Here is a 16544-nt window from a genome sequence, read left to right on the forward strand (position 1 = left end):
GGGGTCGAACGTTTCCGGCCGACACGCCGCCGGTCGAACGCTGCCAGTTTCGACAGCGTCGGCCGCTACTCGGTCAACGCTCGCAACAGCGTCACCGCCGGTTCCTTCGCGAGCGGTTCGTTGGCGTTTCCACACTGTGGCGACTGGACGCAGGCCGGACAGCCGTCCGCGCAGTCACAGTCGTCGATGAGGCGCGCAGTTCGAACCAGCAACTCTTCGATCCGGTCGTAGCCGCCGCGAGTGATGCCGACGCCGCCGGGGTAGCCGTCGTAGATGAAGATGGTACTTCGCTCGGTGTGGCCGTGATACGGCGTCGAGATACCGCCGACGTCGCCGCGGTCACAGAGCAGCGAGAGCGGTAGCAGCGAGATGGTTCCGTGCTCGGCGGCGTGGATACCGCCGTTGAACCCTCGTTCGCCGTGTTCCTGGCGGATCTCCGCCTCGACGTCCGGCGGGACCGTGTAGTAGAGCGCCGTCGTCCGGAGCGTCGTCGCCGGGAGCTCCAGCGACTGGCGACCGATCGCCTCGCCGCGCTTCGGGTCTCGACGTTCGAAGCCGGTGATCTGCGTCGTCACGGTGACGTCGGCGAACCGAACGTGAACGTCTGGCCGCGCCGACAGCGGCTTCGCCAGCAGGTCCGCCTCGACGGAGATCTCCTTGTCGCTCAGAATGCGCGTGTAGTAGTCCGCCCACGTCGGTTGGAGTTCGGCCACGTCGCGGTCGAGGTCGAGGTCGACCACCTCGTAGGACTGCCCTTGGTGGTGGTATATCGCCCCCGGATGGGCGTCGCGGAGACCGTCCGAGAAGGAGAGCGAGCCGACGACCTCGTTCTTCCGACGGTCCAGCAGGTCGATCTCGCGGTCGTCGACGGTCCGCAGGCTCATCTCGTGTTGCGGGCTGCCGCCGGCGTTCGTCCAGCGGACGCCGTCGGCCGTGTCGCGTCGGTCGAGCTCTCCCGCGGATTCGAGGTCGGCGACGACGTCCGGAAACGGCGACCCGAAGTGCCGTTCGTCGTCGGTCGACAGCCAGCTTTCACTCGCTGCTGACCGGACGTGTCCCGGCAACAGCTGTTCGTTCTCGGGGTTCGAGAGCGCCCGCTCGGGGTCGCCCTGGAAGAAGTCCTCGGGGTGGTTCAGCAGATACTGGTCGAGTTGGTCCTCGCCGCCGACCAGCACGACGAGCGCGGGGTCGTCGCCACGGCCCGCCCGCCCCGCCTGCTGGAAGGCGGACATCCGCGTGCCGGGGTAGCCGTCGAGTAGGACGGCGTCGAGCCCGCCGACGTCGACGCCGAGCTCCAGCGCGTTCGTACTCCAGACGCCGCGAACCTCACCAGCGTGTAGCCCCGCTTCGATGTCGCGGCGACGCTCGGGGCGGAGCGCGGCCTGATACGCCTCGACCGCCCCCGCGGCGTCGTGTTCGCCTCGCTGTCGGAGCTCTTTCGAACTGTCGGTTGCGTACCGCTCGGCCGCCTGCCGAGCGCGGGTGAACGCCAGCGTCTGGTGACCCGCCGCGACGAGGTCGACGAACAGGTTCTTCGTCTCGACGTGGTTCGACCGACGGCGACCGCTTCCGCTCTCTCCCTCGTACTCCGGCGGGTTCCACAACAGCCAGTGACGCGGCCCGGTGCCGCTCGTGTCCTCGTCGACGAGCGTGAACGACGACTCGTCTTCGCCGGTCACCCGCGCCGCGTGGTCGACGGGGTTGCCGATGGTGGCCGAACAGCAGACGAACTGCGGCTCTGATCCATAGCGCTCGCAGATCCGCCGGAGTCGCCGGAGCGTCAGCGCGACGTGGCTGCCGAAGACGCCCCGGTAGCTGTGTACCTCGTCGACGACGACGGTCTCCAGCGAGGAGAAGAACCAGTCCCAGAGACGGTGGTTGTAGGGCAGAAGGGCGTAGTGCAGCATGTCGGGGTTCGAGAGCACGACGGTGGGTCGGCGGTCCCGAACGTCGCGCTTCTCGGTATCGCTCAGCCGCCCGGTGTACTGCGCGACGGAGACGCGACTGCCGAAGCCGAGCCCTCGCGCCAACTCCGAGAGCGTCTCCTCTTGGTCGGCGACGAGCGCGTTCTGCGGGCCGAGATACAGGCTCCGCCCGCCGTGGTCCATCGCCCGCTCGAACGCCGGGACGGTGTAGGCGAGGCTCTTGCCGCTCGCCGTCTCGGTGGCGAGGACGACGTTGTCGCCGTCGCGGACGGCCTCGATCGCCTCCGCCTGGTGGCGGTAGAGACGCGTGACACCCTCCGATTCGAGCGCCGACGCCAGCCGCGGTTCGAGGTCGACGTCGACGAACTCCGGGTCGCGGGCGGGAGTCCGCCGATAGTCGCTGATCTGCCCCTCGTAGTACGGTCGACTTCGCAGCCACTCGACGATGTCGTCCACGCTCGGAGTCGGACCGCAGCGTGCCTAACGGTTGTGGTGGGTTCGGCTCGGCTGCTCGACGAGCGCTGCTTCACCCGCCCCGAGATCCGACCAGCAACAGAACCACGACCGTCGCGACGACGACCACGAAGACGGGTTCCGCGAGGGTGGCGACCGTCGGTGTCTCGGGCGCCAAGACGAAGAGCCAGAACGTCATCCCGACGACCAGACTCGCGAGGGCGAGGAGAGCGACCTTCGGAGACGAACTCGCCGGGACTACTCCGAACATCGCTCCTCCGACTCCGCTCGTTCGTTGATCTCGTGGAGCGCCCGCTCCTGCTCGCCGCGGGTCAACCCGCCGGACTCGACGTGTCGTCCCTCGTACTGCCAGTCGGGGATCACCTCCCAGACACTCTCGCCCTCGGCGCGCTCACGTCGACTCTGCCGGTACAGCGCGCCTGCGGCGACGAGGGTGGCGATGCCGAGGAAGCTTCCGAGGGCAACCCACCACGCCTGTCGCCCGAAGGACCCAGCGGCCGCGACGACGGGGAACACCAACACGGCGGTGACGAGACCGGTCAGGACGGCTCTCGCGATCGTCGAACTGCTGAGGACCATGTGATATGTTATCGATGCAGAGTCAAGTAGCTTGTCCTGTCAGAGATCGTGCCGGTCGCCCTCGATCTCGCCTTCGCTCCCATGCTCGCGAAGCCTCGTCTCCCGATCACGTCGAGTCGTCGGATCGACCTCGCGGTCTCGCCCGTCGGCCTCCCACTCGGGGACCGCCGCCCAGACGGTGCCGAGCGCGTCGCCTCCGGCGTCCGTCTGCCGGTAGAGTACGACTGCGACGACGAGGCTCGCCAGGGTCAGCGAGAGGCCGACGACGCCCACCCAGCGAGGCGGCGTCGCCGGGTCGACGCCGCTCGTGGACAGCGTCGCGACTACGACCACCCAGCACACCAGCAGGACGCCGACGAGGTCGGCCGCGCTGACCGCTTCGAGGCGGGCCAGACCGAGGACCATGGTTCGAACGTCACCGTGAACCGGCAAATACGCTCGGGTGATTCTCACGCGCCGAGGGTGGTTCTCACGCGGCGAGTCTACTCTCCGCCGGTGCGCAGGTAGTGGAACACGTACGTCTGGGCGTAGCCGGCGTAGTCGCCGCCGAACGCCTCGCGGATCGCCCGCGACGTCGTGGCGTAGCCACCCTGCTCGCAGTCGGGGTAGTAGTCGGCGATGGCCGTCCGAATCCACGTGTCCAGCGGGACGGCCTCGAGATAGCCGAGCGAGAACAGCAGCACGCAGTCAGCGACCTTCTCGCCGACGCCGACGAACCGCGTCAGCGACTCCCGGGCGTCCTCGTACGCCATGCCGAGCGCCTCGTCCGGGTGCGCCTCGCCGTCGGCGATCATCTCTGCCGTCCGCTGGACGTAGGGGGCGCGGTAGCCGAGTTTCAGCTCCCGGAGCTCGTCTTCCGTCCGCGCCGCCAACTGCTCGGGCGTCGGGAAAGCGTGGTACGATCGGCCGTCCAGCTCCACGACGTCGCCGAACTCACGGGCGAGCGCCAGCTGCATCCCGTGGATGCGCGAGACGCGCATCTGCGCCGAACAGATGAACGAGATCAGACAGGCGAACGGTGGGTCGCGGACGAGACGTATCCCCGGGTAGGCGGCGTAGGCCCGTTCGAGCAGCGGGTCGTCCGGCGTCGCCTCGAGGATGGCGTCGAGGTCGTCGTCGAGTCGGAGGAGATGCGTCAGGATCGGTACGGCGTCGGTCGTCGACTCCCACTCCAGAACGCCGTCGGTCTGCCGCACTCGGACGACGGCCCGTTCGTCCGTCACGCCCGACAGCGGCGGGACGACCGTCTCGTACCACTCGCTGCCGCCGTGGACGGCCAACTCGTCGTACATCCCGCCGTCGGCCCGGTCCCAGAGGTAGCTCTGCCCGCTCTCGACGGTCGCCTGTAGGTCGAACTCGCCGTCGACGTCCGCGAGGGGAATCGCGCCAGTCTCCATCGTTCGACGGGAGGGCCAGCGTGGGTTTCCGGGTTTCGGTCGTCGACGGATCTCGCCGGACCAACTGTGGCCCTGTCACACGACACGGTGGCACATGACAGCGTCAGGCGCTGTACCCGTCGAACGTGCGGCTTATACGCTTCGAGCACTGAACCGCACGTAATGGATACACTCGACACAACCTCGCTCGGGACGGTCCTCGGACTCGTACTCGTGGCGGCCGGTGAACTGTTCGCGGCTGCGACGGTGGCGACGCTCGGCGTCGCACTCGTCGGCCTCTCGCTTCCGACCGGACTGCTAATCACGACGTGGCGACTCCTCCGTGCGACCGATCGTCGCGTCCGGACTCGGGATCACTTCGTCAACGTCGACGGCGTGCTCTACCCGCTGACGTAACTACTGCACCACCCCGCTCGTTTTGATCGAACGGTCCGACCGCTCGTCTCTCTCCTCCGACGCTTCCCTTCTCGACTCTCACCGAATGTGGATGTCAGTCAGCATCGAGAGGTGGCTGGCCACGGCGTCGTCGAGCCCCGCCTCGGTGCAGCGCCACTCCCAGTTGCCCTCGGCCGTCCCGGGGGTGTTGAACCGGGCGTGGCTGTCCAGTCCGAGCAGGTCCTGCATCGGCGCGAGCGCGAGGACGGCGTTAGAGTTCCAGACGGCCTCGATCATCGACCAGTGGATCTCGCTGCCGTCGACGCCGAGGTTGTAGTGGAGACAGTCTTTCTGTTCCGTCGGGAGCGAGGCGTAGTAGCCGACCGTGGTGTCGGTGTCGTGGGTCGCCGAGTAGGCGACGGCGTTCTCGGGGTAGTGCATCGGCTGGTTCGGGTCGCCCGCGCGACACCAGTCGGCGTAGTGTGGCACCTTCATCCCCGGGAAGTCGAACTCCTCGCGGAAGTCGATGAGCCCCTGGTCGATGAAGCCGAGGTCCTCCGCGACGAAGGGGAGATCGCCCAGTTCGGCTTCGACCGTCTCGAAGAAGTCGTATCCCGGAGCGTCGCGCCACTCGCCCGCGGCGGGGCTGTCGGCGTCGGCAGGGATGGCCCAGTACTCGTCGAACCCTTTGAAGTGGTCGAGGCGGGTGACGTCGACCAACTCGAACAGGCGGTCGAATCTGGCGAGCCACCACTCGTAGCCCGTCTCCCGCAGCGTCTCCCAGTCGTACAGCGGGTTCCCCCAGCGCTGCCCGCTGTCGTCGTTGTTCGGCGGGACGCCGGCGACGACGGCGGGTTCGTGCGCCTCGTCCAGGTCGAACGCCTCCGGCGCGGCCCAGACGTCGGCGCTGTCCAGCGCGACGTAGATGGGCAGGTCGCCGACGAGTTTCACGTCGTGCTCGTGAGCGTAGTCGAGCAGGTCGTGCCACTGGCGGTCGAACACGAACTGGACGAACTCGCGGTAGCGGACGTCGTCGGCTAGCTTCTCGCGATACTCGGCGAGGGCCTCCTCGTCGCGCACCTTCACGTCGTGTGGCCACTCGGTCCACAGCGCGCCGTCGAACTCCTCCTTCAGGCTCATGAACAGCGTGTAGCCGTCCAGCCACGCGGCTTCGCGCTCGCGGAACGCCTCGAAGGCCTCGCGGTCCTCGTCGCTCGCGGACGCCTCGAACCGTTCGAAGGCGGTGCGGAGGAGCGGTCGTTTGTACTCGCCGACGGCCTCGTAGTTCGTCTCGTGGGGGTCGAACACGTCGGGAACCGGCTCGAGGTCGTCGTCGGTCAGGTAGCCCGCGTCGACCAACCGTTCGAGGCTGACGAGAAGTGGGTTGCCGGCGAACGCCGAGTACGCCTGATACGGCGAGTTGCCCATCGCGGCCGAGGTCGGCCCGAGCGGGCAGACCTGCCACAGCGACTGGTCGGCGTCGGCGAGAAAGTCGACGAAAGTGTAGGCCCCGTCGCCGAGGTCGCCGATGCCGTGCGGGCCGGGGAGAGAGGTGACGTGCATGAACACGCCGCTTTGACGATCGAATCGCATGGATGGGGTATGTCGTGGAGGGGGTTTGAACCGTTTGGTCGGAGTGGTCGATGTGGCGACATCTCACCGGAAACGCGGTGTGGTCGGCGTCGCGTGGCGTGGGGGCACGCCCTGGCGACGACCTGGAGACACTCTCTCCCGCCCCCGTCCAGATCACCCCTCGTCGACGAAGACGTCGAGCGTCGCGTCGGTACGCCGCGTCGTGAGCGTCACGCCGACGAACCGGCCGTTCTCGTCGGTCGTGTAGCTCCGTTCTCGGACTCCGCCGCCGGTCCGCCCGAACGTGAGACGGGGCGGGCGGTCGTACGGGCGGTCGAACGTGATCGACACGGTGGCGCTCTCCGGACCGGTGGCGACGTCGCGGTGGACGTCCATCGGCGGCGAGTGGTTCCGCACGACGGACGTCGGACTCGTGATCCGCCACGGTCGGGTGCCGTCGCTCCGGTTGTCGGCGTAGTGGTTGTTGCCGGCGGCGTCGGTCTCGGCGACGGCGACGCCGCCGTGTCGCTTGACGACGTTTCCCCGGACGCCGACTCCGGTGTCGTCGACGAGTATCCCCGGGGCCGACGAACCCTCTTTCCGACCGTTCTCGGTGACGACGTTGTCGACAAGGTCGGTGCCCATGCTCGCCGTCGACGCTTCGGCGACGATGCCTGCAGTCCCCGCCTCCCGGACGTAGTTCCCGCTGACGGTGAGGTCGGCGGTCTCTCGGAGGCGGATGCCGGCCTCGCCCGCCCCGGCGACGACGTTGCTCTCCACCAGTCCGTCCGTCTCGCCGACGACGCGGACGCCGGCCAACCCCGGTTCGAAGACGTTGTTGTTCTGGACGCTGAGACCGGACACCGAACTCTCGACCCGGATGCCCGGACCGCTGTAGTCGTACAGATCGTTGTTTCTGATGGTGAGGTTGCGCCCCGCGTCCGGATCGACGAGGATCCCCGCGAACTTCGTCGTCTGCTCGGTCTGCAGTCGGTCGGTCTCCTGGAGACTCACGTTGTTCTGGACGCTGACGTTCTCCAGCGTCGACGGACCTCTGAGGTGGCAGAACGACTTGTGTGACCCGAAGCCGACGTTGCCGAAGATGTTGACGAACCCCTCGTTGGACTCGTTCGACCCGTTTCGCGCGACCCCGACGAGACTCCCCTCGAAACTGTCGCCGAGCAGGTTGCCGAAGACGGAGACGCTCTGGGCGGTCCGATTCTCCCCGTCGGGGTACCAGAGGTCGCAGGCGATCGGTCGGTCCAACCCGGTGGTGACGACGTTTCCGAACACGGTGTGTCGGCCCCCACCGAGTTGGATGCCGCGGTCGCCGTAGCCGGTGATGCGGTTGTCGAAGAGTCGGACGCCGGTCGACGGTCGAGCGACGCTGATTCCGCTTCCGCCGTCGCCGTGTCGCCGTGGGGCAGTCTGCCGGATCCGGTTTCGAGCGAGCGTGACGTTTGTGGCGTCTCTGACCGCGATCCCGTGGAGGCGAGCGGCCGACTTCCGCTGTCCCTCCGGATTGCCGTGATACCCCACTCCCCGGACGTCGATCTCGCGGCACCGTCGGTTGTGGCCGATGCGGATCCCGCCGACGTTCGCCCCGTCTGCGGGCTTGACGAGCGTCTCGACGCCCGGCCCGACGACGGTGACGCCGTCGACGTCGATGTCGAGCCAGCGGGTCGTACGGTAGGGGGCGTTCTCCGCGCTGACGTGTATCGTCTCTCCCGGCGAGAGGTTCTCGAACGCCGCTTCGAGTTCCTGCCGCGTCGTGACGACGCTCCCGCTGTCGGCCGAATCGAGCTGTTTCGGTGGTGTCATAGAGTTACAGCCGGCGACGAGTCCCATCGAGGCGGCCGCGAGTGCACAGAACGCGCGGCGTCGAACCTCGCGCATACAGTGGGTCGTGTGTCCGTCGCTCGGGTAGTCGTTGTGGCCACTGGTGGGCCGACCGACGGTCGGGGTCGACGACTCGCGGGTTCACGCCCCGACAAAGCTCTTTCCCCGCTCTGACACACCGTCGCGCGTCTCAACAACACTTATCCGGCCGCTCCGATTCCGTCTTTCTATGAGCGACATCGTAGTCATTCTCCCCGACGGGTCGGAGCTTTCCGTCCCCGAGGGTTCCTCCGTAGAGGACGCCGCCTACGAGATCGGGCCGGGTCTCGGCAAGGACACGGTCGCCGGCGTCGTCGACGGCGAACTCGTCGACAAGGCGACGGAACTGCACGACGGCGACGACCTCGTCATCGTCACCGACCAGAGCGACGAGTATCTCGACGTGCTGCGGCACTCTGCGGCCCACGTCTTCGCACAGGCGCTCCAGCGACTCCACCCCGAGGCGAAACTGACCATCGGTCCGTGGACGGACCAGGGGTTCTACTACGACGTGACGAACGTCGACCTCGACATGGACGATCTGGAGGAGATCGAGGCCGAGATGGCCGACATCGTCGCGGAAGACCTCCCCATCGAGCGCGTGCTCGTCGACCGCGAGGAGGCGCTGGAGAAGTACGCCGATAACGAGTTCAAACGCGAGATCCTCGAGACCGAAGCGGCGGGCGAGGACCCCGTCTCGTTCTACCAGCAGGGCGAGTTCGAGGACCTCTGTCAGGGACCGCACGTCGAATCGACGGGCGAGATCGGCGCGTTCAAACTCCTCAACATCTCTTCGGCCTACTGGCGCGGCGACGAGGAGAACGAGACGCTGACGCGCGTGTACGGGACGGCGTTCGAGAGCGAGCAGGACCTCCACGACTTCCTCGAGATGCAGGAGGAGGCCAAAGAGCGCGACCACCGCAAGTTGGGCCAGGAACTCGAGCTGTTCTCCATCGACGAGACGACGGGTCCGGGGCTGCCGCTCTATCACCCGAACGGCAAGCGCATCCTCGACGAACTCGCCGACTACGCGAAACAGCTCAACCTCGACGCCGGCTACGACCCCGTCGAGACGCCGCACCTGTTCCGGACGGAACTGTGGAAGAAGTCGGGCCACTACGACAACTACGTCGACGACATGTTCCTCCTCGACGTCAACGACGAGGAGTACGGACTGAAGCCGATGAACTGTCCGGGCCACGCGACCATCTTCGACCAGCGCTCGTGGTCCTACCGCGACCTGCCGGTCCGCTACTTCGAGGACGGTAAGGTCTACCGCAAGGAGCAGCGCGGCGAACTCTCGGGGCTCTCGCGCGTCTGGTCGTTCACCATCGACGACGGTCACCTGTTCGTCCGCCCGGACCAGATCGAAGACGAGATCAACCTCATCATCGACAACATCCTGACGGTCTTCGACACGTTCGACCTCGAAGCCGAAGTCGCGCTCGCGACCCGCCCCGAGAAGTCCGTCGGGAGCGACGAGATCTGGGAGCAAGCCGAGTCCCAACTCAAGTCCGTCCTCGACGACTCCGGCATCGACTACGGGCTCGAACCCGGCGACGGCGCGTTCTACGGCCCGAAGATCGACTTCGCGTTCAAGGACGCGCTCGGTCGCAAGTGGGACGGCCCGACGGTCCAACTCGACTTCAACATGCCCGACCGGTTCGACCTCACGTACACGGGCAAGGACAACGAGGAGCACCAGCCGGTGATGATCCACCGCGCGCTCTACGGCAGCTACGAGCGGTTCTTCATGGTGCTCATCGAGCACTTCAACGGGAAGTTCCCGTTCTGGCTCGCGCCCGAGCAGGTGCGCATCCTGCCCATCAGCGACGACCAACTCGGGTACGCGAAGAAACTGCAGTACCAACTCGGCGACTTCCGGGTCGACATCGAGGACCGCTCGTGGACGCTCGGTCGCAAGATCCGCGAGGCACAGGAGGACCGCGTCCCCTACATGGTGATCGTCGGCGGCGACGAACAGGAGGCCGAGACCATCTCCGTCCGCGACCGCAAGGAACGCGAGGCGAAGGACGTCACCGTCGAGGAGTTCCGGAGCCACCTCGAAGCCGAACGCGACGAGAAACGCGCCGAACCGGACTTCCTCGACGAGTAGTCGAGTCGAGGAGCGTCACCCGGCCTCGTCTCACTGTGCCTGCGGCGTCGACTCTCCGGCGTCCGTCTCGCCTTCCCCGCTGTTTCGTTCCGCCAGCGCGTCGAGTTCGCCCGTCACCCGACTCCGGTAGTCGTCGTGGCGGAGCATCCGCATCAGCACGCCCATGTGACCGACGTCCCACTCGACGCGGTTCTCGTCCGGCACCTCCCACGAGTCGAGGAGCCACCGGGTCGTGTCGTACGGCGCGACCTCGTCGCGACGGCCGCCGAAACTCACCACGCGCTCGGGGTCGATGCCGCACGTCGTCGGCGGGTTCAGGAGGGGACCGAACTCGCCGAGCAGCGCGGGCGTCCACCCGGCCGCGCGCAGCGCGTCGTCGGTGTCGAGCAGCGAGAGCAGTCGACTCCGGACGATCGTCTCGTCGATCACGCCGGGTGCGCCCGCCGGGAACGCGAGGTCCGGCCGCGTCGACTCGGGCCACGACCCGCAGTGGCCGACGACGTGGAACGCCGTGATGCCGCCGAGGCTGAGACCGCCGACGGCGACGGCGGGCGCGCCCTCCTCTCGCGCCCAGTCGACGAGCACGCCGTTCTCAAGCGCCGCCGCCGAGAACAGTTGGAACATCCCCACCGGTGCTCTCGCGAGGTACGGTTCGCCGCTGTAGTAGCCGGCCACCTCGCGACGGCCGTGCCACGGCGCGTCCGGGAGCACCACGCGGTAGCCCTCCCGGGCGAGCGGCCGCGCCAACGCGGCCTCCGGCGGCCAGTAGGCCATCGTGTCGTTCATCATGCCGAGCCCGTGGTTGAACACGAGCGTCGGCAGCGCCGAGCGGTCGTCCCCATCGCCACCCCTGTCGGCGGGTTCGTACATCCGCGCCGTCGCCGTCTCGAAGTACGGCGAGGGCGACTCGAACCGGAGGAACGACTCCCGCGTCCCCGGACCGGGAACCGCTCGTGACCGTTCGACCGCGGGGAGGTCGCCGTCGAACCCGTAGAGCCGCTCGGGGTTCGTCAGGTAGCCCTCCCACTGGTGGGCGGCGGCGTCCGGTTTCGGCACGTCGTACTTGACCGCCGGCAGCAGGTGGTCGCTCGCGAGGAAGCGAAAGAGTCGCGTCGGTTGCGCGTGGTGGTCGGCGGCCTCGCGGCGCTGGCGCTCGACGGCGACGAGTTCGTCGGTGTCGACGTCGCCGTCCCCCCAGAACGCCGTCTCCCACCGTTCGTTGGCCTCCTCGAACGCCTCGCGGCGGGCGGCGTACTCGGCGAGCGCAGCCTCGATGCGCGGGTGGAGGTCGGGTGCGGGCGGGGTGCCGACGGCCTTGAGGAAGGCGGCCGGGCCGTGGCCGAGCGACACGTCGGCGGCGGCGCGGGCGCGGTTGATACCGAACTCGCCTCGGAGGCCGCGGAGCGCCAGTCGTTCGACCGTCCGCGTCTCGAGCGGTCGGCCGAGCGGCGAGGTCAGCAGTCGGTGGATCCGTGGCGTGTCGAGCGTGTCCATACCTGCCCTACGGCCGTCGTCGTCTTGACACTAGGCCCGCAGCCGACGTCGCTCGGAACGCCCACGCCGGCCTCGCCTACCACTCGGTCAGCGCCGTCGGACCGTGGAAGTGCGAGAGGACGCCGAGGAACGTCACGACGCCCGTGATCGCCGACGCGCCGCCGACGTAGAACACCCACGCGTGAACGCGAACAGCGTCGTCCCGAACAGCGACACGCCGGGGAACGACACTGCCTCGGGTTCGAGGTAGTCGATGAACTTCGGCAACAGCGTGACGAGCGTGATGAAGCCGAACCCGCCGGCGAACCGCGTGAGATAGAGGGCAGAGAACTGGAGTTTCTTGTCGTCCACGGGGGAGTTGTGAGAAACGGACGAAAAGCGATTACGGTTCGTCGCCTCCGCTACCGCTCCGTCTCGCGCATCGCGTCCCGCATCGCCCGCGCGAGATCGTACGGTCGCCGTGACCCGACCAACAACTCCCGGTCGTCGGGCCGCTCGATACGGACGCCCTGAGACCCGCTGACGTTGTACGCCAGTTTCCCCGGCCGCCAGCGGATCCCCCACCCGCCGTACTCACTGAGCGGTCGGTACGTCACCGCCTCGAACGACGCCATCTCGGACCACGAGACCCGCCGGAACGACTGGTGGAACGGCCAGAACTTCAGATAGAGACCGTCGTCCCGCACTTCGGTCTCCAGTCGAAGCGACCACACGAAGCCGCCGACGGCGACGGCGACGACGACGCCGACGGGACCCCCCGAGACGACGGAGACGACGGCGACGACGGCGAGCAGCGCCCAGAGCCACGGCTGTCGGAACCGTTGGACCTCGCGGAACGACACTTCGCGCGATTCGGTCGACATACCCTTCCCGTCGTCGCGGACGGACGAATACGTTCCGCCGGTGACGGTTCCGTGCGAGACAACCCCACCCAGACGTTTTTACATCATCGTTCGTAGGGGACCCCATGGCGGCTGACCAGCCACCGAGTGACGGACACGACTTCGCGGCGTTTCAGGCGACACGGGAGTACGACGTGTCGGACGCCCCCGCGTACGCCGCACTCGCCTCCGACCTCCGCGAGCACGTCGACGGCGACGTCCGATTCGACGAGTACAGCCAACTGCTCTACGCGACCGACGGCAGTATCTACAAGGCGCGGCCCGCCGGGGTCGTCGTCCCCCGCGACGTCGACGACGTCCGGGCGGCCGTGCGCGTCGCCGCCGACCACGACGTGCCGATTCTCCCCCGCGGGGCCGGGTCGTCGCTGGCGGGACAGGCGGTCGGACCGGGGTGCGTCGTGCTCGACCTCTCGAAGCATCTGAACGACGTCCTCGACATCGACGCCGAGCGCCGGGAGGCCCGCATCCAACCCGGCGTCGTGCAGGACGACCTCGACGCGGCGCTCGCCCCTCACGGACTCAAGTTCGCTCCCGACCCCGCCTCCTCGAACCGCGCCACCGTCGGCGGCGGCATCGGCAACAACTCCACGGGCGCACACTCGGTTCGGTACGGCATCACCGACGCCTACACCGAGGAGCTCGAGGTCGTGCTCGCCGACGGTTCGCTGATCCACACTCGGGAGGTCGTCCTCGACGGCGAGGAGTGGGACGAGATCGTCGCGAAGGACGACCGCGAGGCCGCCCTCTACCGGACGGTCCGCCGCCTCGTCGAGGAGAACGCCGACGAGATCGAGACACGGTATCCGAAACTGAAGCGCTGCGTCTCCGGCTACAACCTCCACAAGGTCGTCTCCGAGCGCGAGGACGGCGAGCGGGTCATCAACCTCTCGAAACTGTTCGTCGGCGCGGAGGGAACGCTGGGCGTCGTCGTCGAGGCGACCGTCTCGCTCGTCTCGAAACCCGAGGACACCGCGCTCGTGCTCTACTGCTTCCACGACCTCGTCGACGCGATGGAGGCGGTCCCCCGCGCACTGGAGTTCGACGTGAGCGCGGTCGAACTGATGGACGACGAGGTGTTTCGACTGGCTCGTGGCTCCTCGGAGTTCGCCGAGTACGCCGCGCCGATCCCCGAGGAGGCCGCCGCCGCGCTGATGCTGGAGTTCGACTCGGAGCTCCACGACGACTTCGAGGCGGCGGTCGCTCGGACGGACGCCCACTTCGTCGACGGCGGGAACGCGTTTCTCTCGCTTCCGGCGTACACCGACGAGGACCAGACGAACCTCTGGAAGCTCCGGAAGGCGGCGATCCCCCTCCTGATGTCGATGGACGGCGACCCGAAACCGTACCCGTTCATCGAGGACGCGACGGTCCCGCCGGCGGAACTCGCCGACTACGTCCGGAAGTTCGAGGGGGTGTTAGCGGACCACGGCACCTCGGCGGCGTACTTCGCCCACGCCGGGTCGGGGACGCTCCACATTCGGCCGATCTTGAACCTCAAGGAGGAGCAGGACGTCCAGACGATGCAGCGCATCGCCGACGCCGTCACCGACCTCGTGCTCGACCACCACGGGTCGTTCTCGGGCGAACACGGCGACGGCCTCGCGCGGACGCAGTTCAACCCGAAGATGTACGGCCCGCAGCTGTGGGAGGCGTTCAAAGAAGTCAAATCGACGTTCGACCCCGAGTGGCGGCTGAATCCGGGGAAGGTCGTCTTTCGAGACGACGATCCGACCGACATGCGCGAGCATCTCCGTTACGGGCCGGCGTACCAGTCGGTCGAGCCGCAGACGACGCTCGACTTCGACGACGACGGCGGGTTCGCCCACCTCGTCGAACTCTGCAACGGCTGTGGCACCTGTCGACAGACCGGCAGCGACACGATGTGTCCGACGTATCGGGCCTCGAAAGACGAGGCGGAGACGACACGCGGGCGGGCGAACCTGCTCCGAGCGGCCATCAGCGGCGACCTCCCGCGGGAGGAGCTCTACTCCGAGCGGTTCCAACAGGAGGTGCTCGACCTCTGTGTCGGTTGTAAGGGATGTCAGAACGACTGTCCGACCGGCGTCGACCTCGCGAAACTGAAAGCCGAGGTGAAACACCAGTACCACGAGCGGGAGGGGGCGTCGCTCCGCGAGCGCCTGTTCGCGAACGTCGACCGCGTCGCCGCGGCCGGGAGCGCGCTCGCTCCCGTCGCCAACGCCGCCGCGAAGCTCCCGGGGTCGGGGCGACTGCTCGAGCGACTCGGCGGGATCGCGGCCGACCGAGAGCCGCCGACGTTCGCCGGGGAGTCGTTCGAGACGTGGTTCTCCCGTCGCGGGAGCCACGTCGCCCCCGAGGACGCCGACCACCGCGTCCTGCTGTTTCCGGACACCTACACCAACTACGTCTATCCTGACGCGGGGAAGGCGGCCGTGCGAGTGCTCGAGGCCGCGGGCGTCCACGTCGCCGTCCCGTTCGACGCCGCCCCGAGCGGTCGGGCGTCGTACTCGGAGGGCTTTCTCGACCTCGCTCGCGAACGTGCGGAACGCAACGTCGAGTTCTTCGCGCCGCTGGTCGACGACGGCTGGTCGCTCGTCTTCGTCGAACCCTCCGACGTCGTGATGTTCCAAGACGAGTACGCCGACCTGCTCTCGGGCGACGCCGTCGCCCGCGTCGGCGCGTCGAGCTACGGCGTGTTGGAGTTCCTCGACAGCTACCGACTCGACGAGTCGCTGTCGGTTCGAACGGTCGACGCGAGCGTCACCTACCACGGTCACTGTAACCAGAAGGCGCTCAACAAGGACCACCACGCGGCGGCCGTCCTCGACCGCGTCGGCTACGCGGTCGACGCGCTCGACTCGGGCTGCTGTGGGATGGCCGGGTCGTTCGGCTACGAGGCCGAACACTACGACCTCTCGCAGGCGATCGGCGAGATCCTGTTCGAACAGGTCGACGAGAGCGACGGCGACGTCGTCGCCGCGTCGGGGGCGTCGTGTCGGACGCAACTCGGCGACCGAAGCGGGGAGAGCAGGCCGCCGCATCCCGTCGAGCTAGTCGAGAAAGCGTTAGTCGACGTCGAAGTCGGAGACGGGTCGGTCGACTCGTCTCGTTAAGACTCGAAGAACGTCGCTCTCGGGACGGTGACGTGCTCCGACAGCACGTAGGCACCGGCGACGAGCAGGGCGACCCCGCCGGCGAGCACCCCCCAGACGTTCATACCCATCCCGGCGACGAAGAACAGCAGCGTCGCGATAGAGCCCGCGAGCAGGGCGTAGGGGATCTGGGTGTTGACGTGGTCGACGTGGTCGCTGGCGGCGAACATGCTCGACAGCACCGTCGTGTCGCTGATCGGCGAACAGTGGTCGCCGAACAGCGACCCGGTGAGGATAGCCGCGATGGTGATGTCGAACGGCGCGCCGAGCGACGCGGCCAGCGGCACCGCCACGGGGAAGAGGATGCTCATCGTCCCCCACGACGTCCCGATGGAGAAACTGATGAGCATCGCCGAGAGGAAGATGATCGTCGGGAGGACGCCGGGGGTGATGAGTCCCTCCGCGACGCCGGCGACGTAGGCACCGACGCCGAGTGCCTGACTGACGGCACCGATGCTCCACGCCAGCGAGAGGACGGCGATGGGGAACATCACCATCTTGAACCCCTCGAAGATGGAGTCGTCGACGTCGTCGAGGCCGATGCGGGCGTGGCCGACGAGGACGGCGAGAATGGTCGCACAGCCAGCGAACGCACCCCAGAGGATGGCTTTCCCGGTGGCGGCGTTGCTGAGTGCGTCGACGACGGAGCGGCCGTCGAGGATGCCGCCGCTGTAGAACAGCCCGAACGGGCTCTGTTGAAT

The 16544-nt window shown here is 67.8% G+C and carries 12 protein-coding genes and 2 pseudogenes; 3 read left to right on the forward strand and 11 right to left on the reverse strand.

All coding sequences use genetic code 11. The features are described from left to right. Positions 1 to 65: 65 nt before the first annotated feature. The 5 genes from EOHIBHHM_RS15585 to EOHIBHHM_RS15605 form a co-directional block, all read right to left on the reverse strand. On the reverse strand, positions 66 to 2381 hold the full coding sequence (locus EOHIBHHM_RS15585; protein WP_497252163.1) for a DEAD/DEAH box helicase: 2316 nt from the start codon (positions 2379 to 2381) through the stop codon (positions 66 to 68). Positions 2382 to 2451: 70 nt separating this feature from the next. Beyond that, positions 2452 to 2649, reverse strand: coding sequence for a hypothetical protein (locus tag EOHIBHHM_RS15590; protein WP_497252164.1), 198 nt, complete (start codon positions 2647 to 2649; stop codon positions 2452 to 2454). Then, on the reverse strand, positions 2637 to 2978 hold the full coding sequence (locus tag EOHIBHHM_RS15595) for a hypothetical protein (protein WP_497252165.1): 342 nt from the start codon (positions 2976 to 2978) through the stop codon (positions 2637 to 2639). The genes EOHIBHHM_RS15590 and EOHIBHHM_RS15595 overlap by 13 nt, the downstream gene beginning before the upstream one ends. Before the next feature lie 39 nt (positions 2979 to 3017). Further along, positions 3018 to 3383 (reverse strand): hypothetical protein, encoded by a 366-nt coding sequence (locus EOHIBHHM_RS15600; RefSeq protein ID WP_497252166.1) that lies wholly within the window; start codon positions 3381 to 3383, stop codon positions 3018 to 3020. A 77-nt stretch (positions 3384 to 3460) separates the two neighbouring features. Then, positions 3461 to 4375 carry a DNA-3-methyladenine glycosylase family protein gene (locus EOHIBHHM_RS15605; RefSeq protein ID WP_497252168.1) on the reverse strand — a complete coding sequence of 305 codons (915 nt, stop codon included), beginning with the start codon at positions 4373 to 4375 and terminating at the stop codon, positions 3461 to 3463. Positions 4376 to 4537: 162 nt separating this feature from the next. On the opposite strand from EOHIBHHM_RS15605, the gene EOHIBHHM_RS15610 reads away from it, so the two are divergent. Then, positions 4538 to 4771 carry a hypothetical protein gene (locus EOHIBHHM_RS15610; protein ID WP_497252170.1) on the forward strand — a complete coding sequence of 78 codons (234 nt, stop codon included), beginning with the start codon at positions 4538 to 4540 and terminating at the stop codon, positions 4769 to 4771. A 78-nt stretch (positions 4772 to 4849) separates the two neighbouring features. Here the strand turns inward: EOHIBHHM_RS15610 and malQ are convergent, their stop codons facing one another. Both malQ and EOHIBHHM_RS15620 read right to left on the reverse strand, forming a co-directional pair. After that, positions 4850 to 6343, reverse strand: coding sequence for a 4-alpha-glucanotransferase (gene malQ, locus EOHIBHHM_RS15615; protein WP_497252172.1), 1494 nt, complete (start codon positions 6341 to 6343; stop codon positions 4850 to 4852). A gap of 153 nt (positions 6344 to 6496) precedes the next feature. Then, positions 6497 to 8218, reverse strand: a complete 1722-nt coding sequence (locus EOHIBHHM_RS15620; RefSeq protein ID WP_497252174.1) for a right-handed parallel beta-helix repeat-containing protein — start codon at positions 8216 to 8218, stop codon at positions 6497 to 6499. 172 nt (positions 8219 to 8390) lie between these two features. On the opposite strand from EOHIBHHM_RS15620, the gene thrS reads away from it, so the two are divergent. Continuing rightward, positions 8391 to 10316, forward strand: coding sequence for a threonine--tRNA ligase (gene thrS / locus EOHIBHHM_RS15625; RefSeq protein WP_497252176.1), 1926 nt, complete (start codon positions 8391 to 8393; stop codon positions 10314 to 10316). A 30-nt stretch (positions 10317 to 10346) separates the two neighbouring features. Here the strand turns inward: thrS and EOHIBHHM_RS15630 are convergent, their stop codons facing one another. The 3 genes and pseudogenes from EOHIBHHM_RS15630 to EOHIBHHM_RS15640 all read right to left on the reverse strand — a co-directional run bounded on the left by EOHIBHHM_RS15630 (position 10347) and on the right by EOHIBHHM_RS15640 (position 12673). Beyond that, positions 10347 to 11810, reverse strand: a complete 1464-nt coding sequence (locus EOHIBHHM_RS15630) for an alpha/beta hydrolase family protein (RefSeq protein WP_497252178.1) — start codon at positions 11808 to 11810, stop codon at positions 10347 to 10349. A gap of 174 nt (positions 11811 to 11984) precedes the next feature. Continuing rightward, positions 11985 to 12161, reverse strand: a pseudogene (locus EOHIBHHM_RS15635) (MFS transporter); the annotation flags it as partial. Between the two features lie 50 nt (positions 12162 to 12211). Next, a complete protein-coding gene (locus EOHIBHHM_RS15640; protein WP_497252180.1) occupies positions 12212 to 12673 on the reverse strand; it encodes a hypothetical protein in 462 nt (153 codons plus the stop codon). 104 nt (positions 12674 to 12777) lie between these two features. Between EOHIBHHM_RS15640 and EOHIBHHM_RS15645 the strand changes: the two genes are divergently transcribed. Continuing rightward, positions 12778 to 15804, forward strand: a complete 3027-nt coding sequence (locus EOHIBHHM_RS15645) for an FAD-binding and (Fe-S)-binding domain-containing protein (protein ID WP_497252182.1) — start codon at positions 12778 to 12780, stop codon at positions 15802 to 15804. Here the strand turns inward: EOHIBHHM_RS15645 and EOHIBHHM_RS15650 are convergent. Continuing rightward, positions 15801 to 16529 (reverse strand): annotated as a pseudogene (locus EOHIBHHM_RS15650) (Na+/H+ antiporter NhaC family protein); the annotation flags it as partial. The gene EOHIBHHM_RS15645 and the pseudogene EOHIBHHM_RS15650 sit on opposite strands and share 4 nt — an antisense overlap. Between the last annotated feature and the right edge of the window lie 15 nt (positions 16530 to 16544).

The organism is Halogranum roseipondis, assembly GCF_059695585.1.

Excerpts from the sequence above, each read along its gene's own strand:
- EOHIBHHM_RS15590 (WP_497252164.1), bottom strand. The coding sequence starts at position 2,649 with ATGTTCGGAGTAGTCCCGGCGAGTTCGTCTCCGAAGGTCGCTCTCCTC.
- EOHIBHHM_RS15595 (WP_497252165.1), bottom strand. The coding sequence starts at position 2,978 with ATGGTCCTCAGCAGTTCGACGATCGCGAGAGCCGTCCTGACCGGTCTC.
- EOHIBHHM_RS15600 (WP_497252166.1), bottom strand. The coding sequence starts at position 3,383 with ATGGTCCTCGGTCTGGCCCGCCTCGAAGCGGTCAGCGCGGCCGACCTC.
- EOHIBHHM_RS15605 (WP_497252168.1), bottom strand. The coding sequence starts at position 4,375 with ATGGAGACTGGCGCGATTCCCCTCGCGGACGTCGACGGCGAGTTCGAC.
- EOHIBHHM_RS15610 (WP_497252170.1), top strand. The coding sequence starts at position 4,538 with ATGGATACACTCGACACAACCTCGCTCGGGACGGTCCTCGGACTCGTA.
- malQ (WP_497252172.1), bottom strand. The coding sequence starts at position 6,343 with ATGCGATTCGATCGTCAAAGCGGCGTGTTCATGCACGTCACCTCTCTC.
- EOHIBHHM_RS15620 (WP_497252174.1), bottom strand. The coding sequence starts at position 8,218 with ATGCGCGAGGTTCGACGCCGCGCGTTCTGTGCACTCGCGGCCGCCTCG.
- thrS (WP_497252176.1), top strand. The coding sequence starts at position 8,391 with ATGAGCGACATCGTAGTCATTCTCCCCGACGGGTCGGAGCTTTCCGTC.
- EOHIBHHM_RS15630 (WP_497252178.1), bottom strand. The coding sequence starts at position 11,810 with ATGGACACGCTCGACACGCCACGGATCCACCGACTGCTGACCTCGCCG.
- EOHIBHHM_RS15640 (WP_497252180.1), bottom strand. The coding sequence starts at position 12,673 with ATGTCGACCGAATCGCGCGAAGTGTCGTTCCGCGAGGTCCAACGGTTC.
- EOHIBHHM_RS15645 (WP_497252182.1), top strand. The coding sequence starts at position 12,778 with ATGGCGGCTGACCAGCCACCGAGTGACGGACACGACTTCGCGGCGTTT.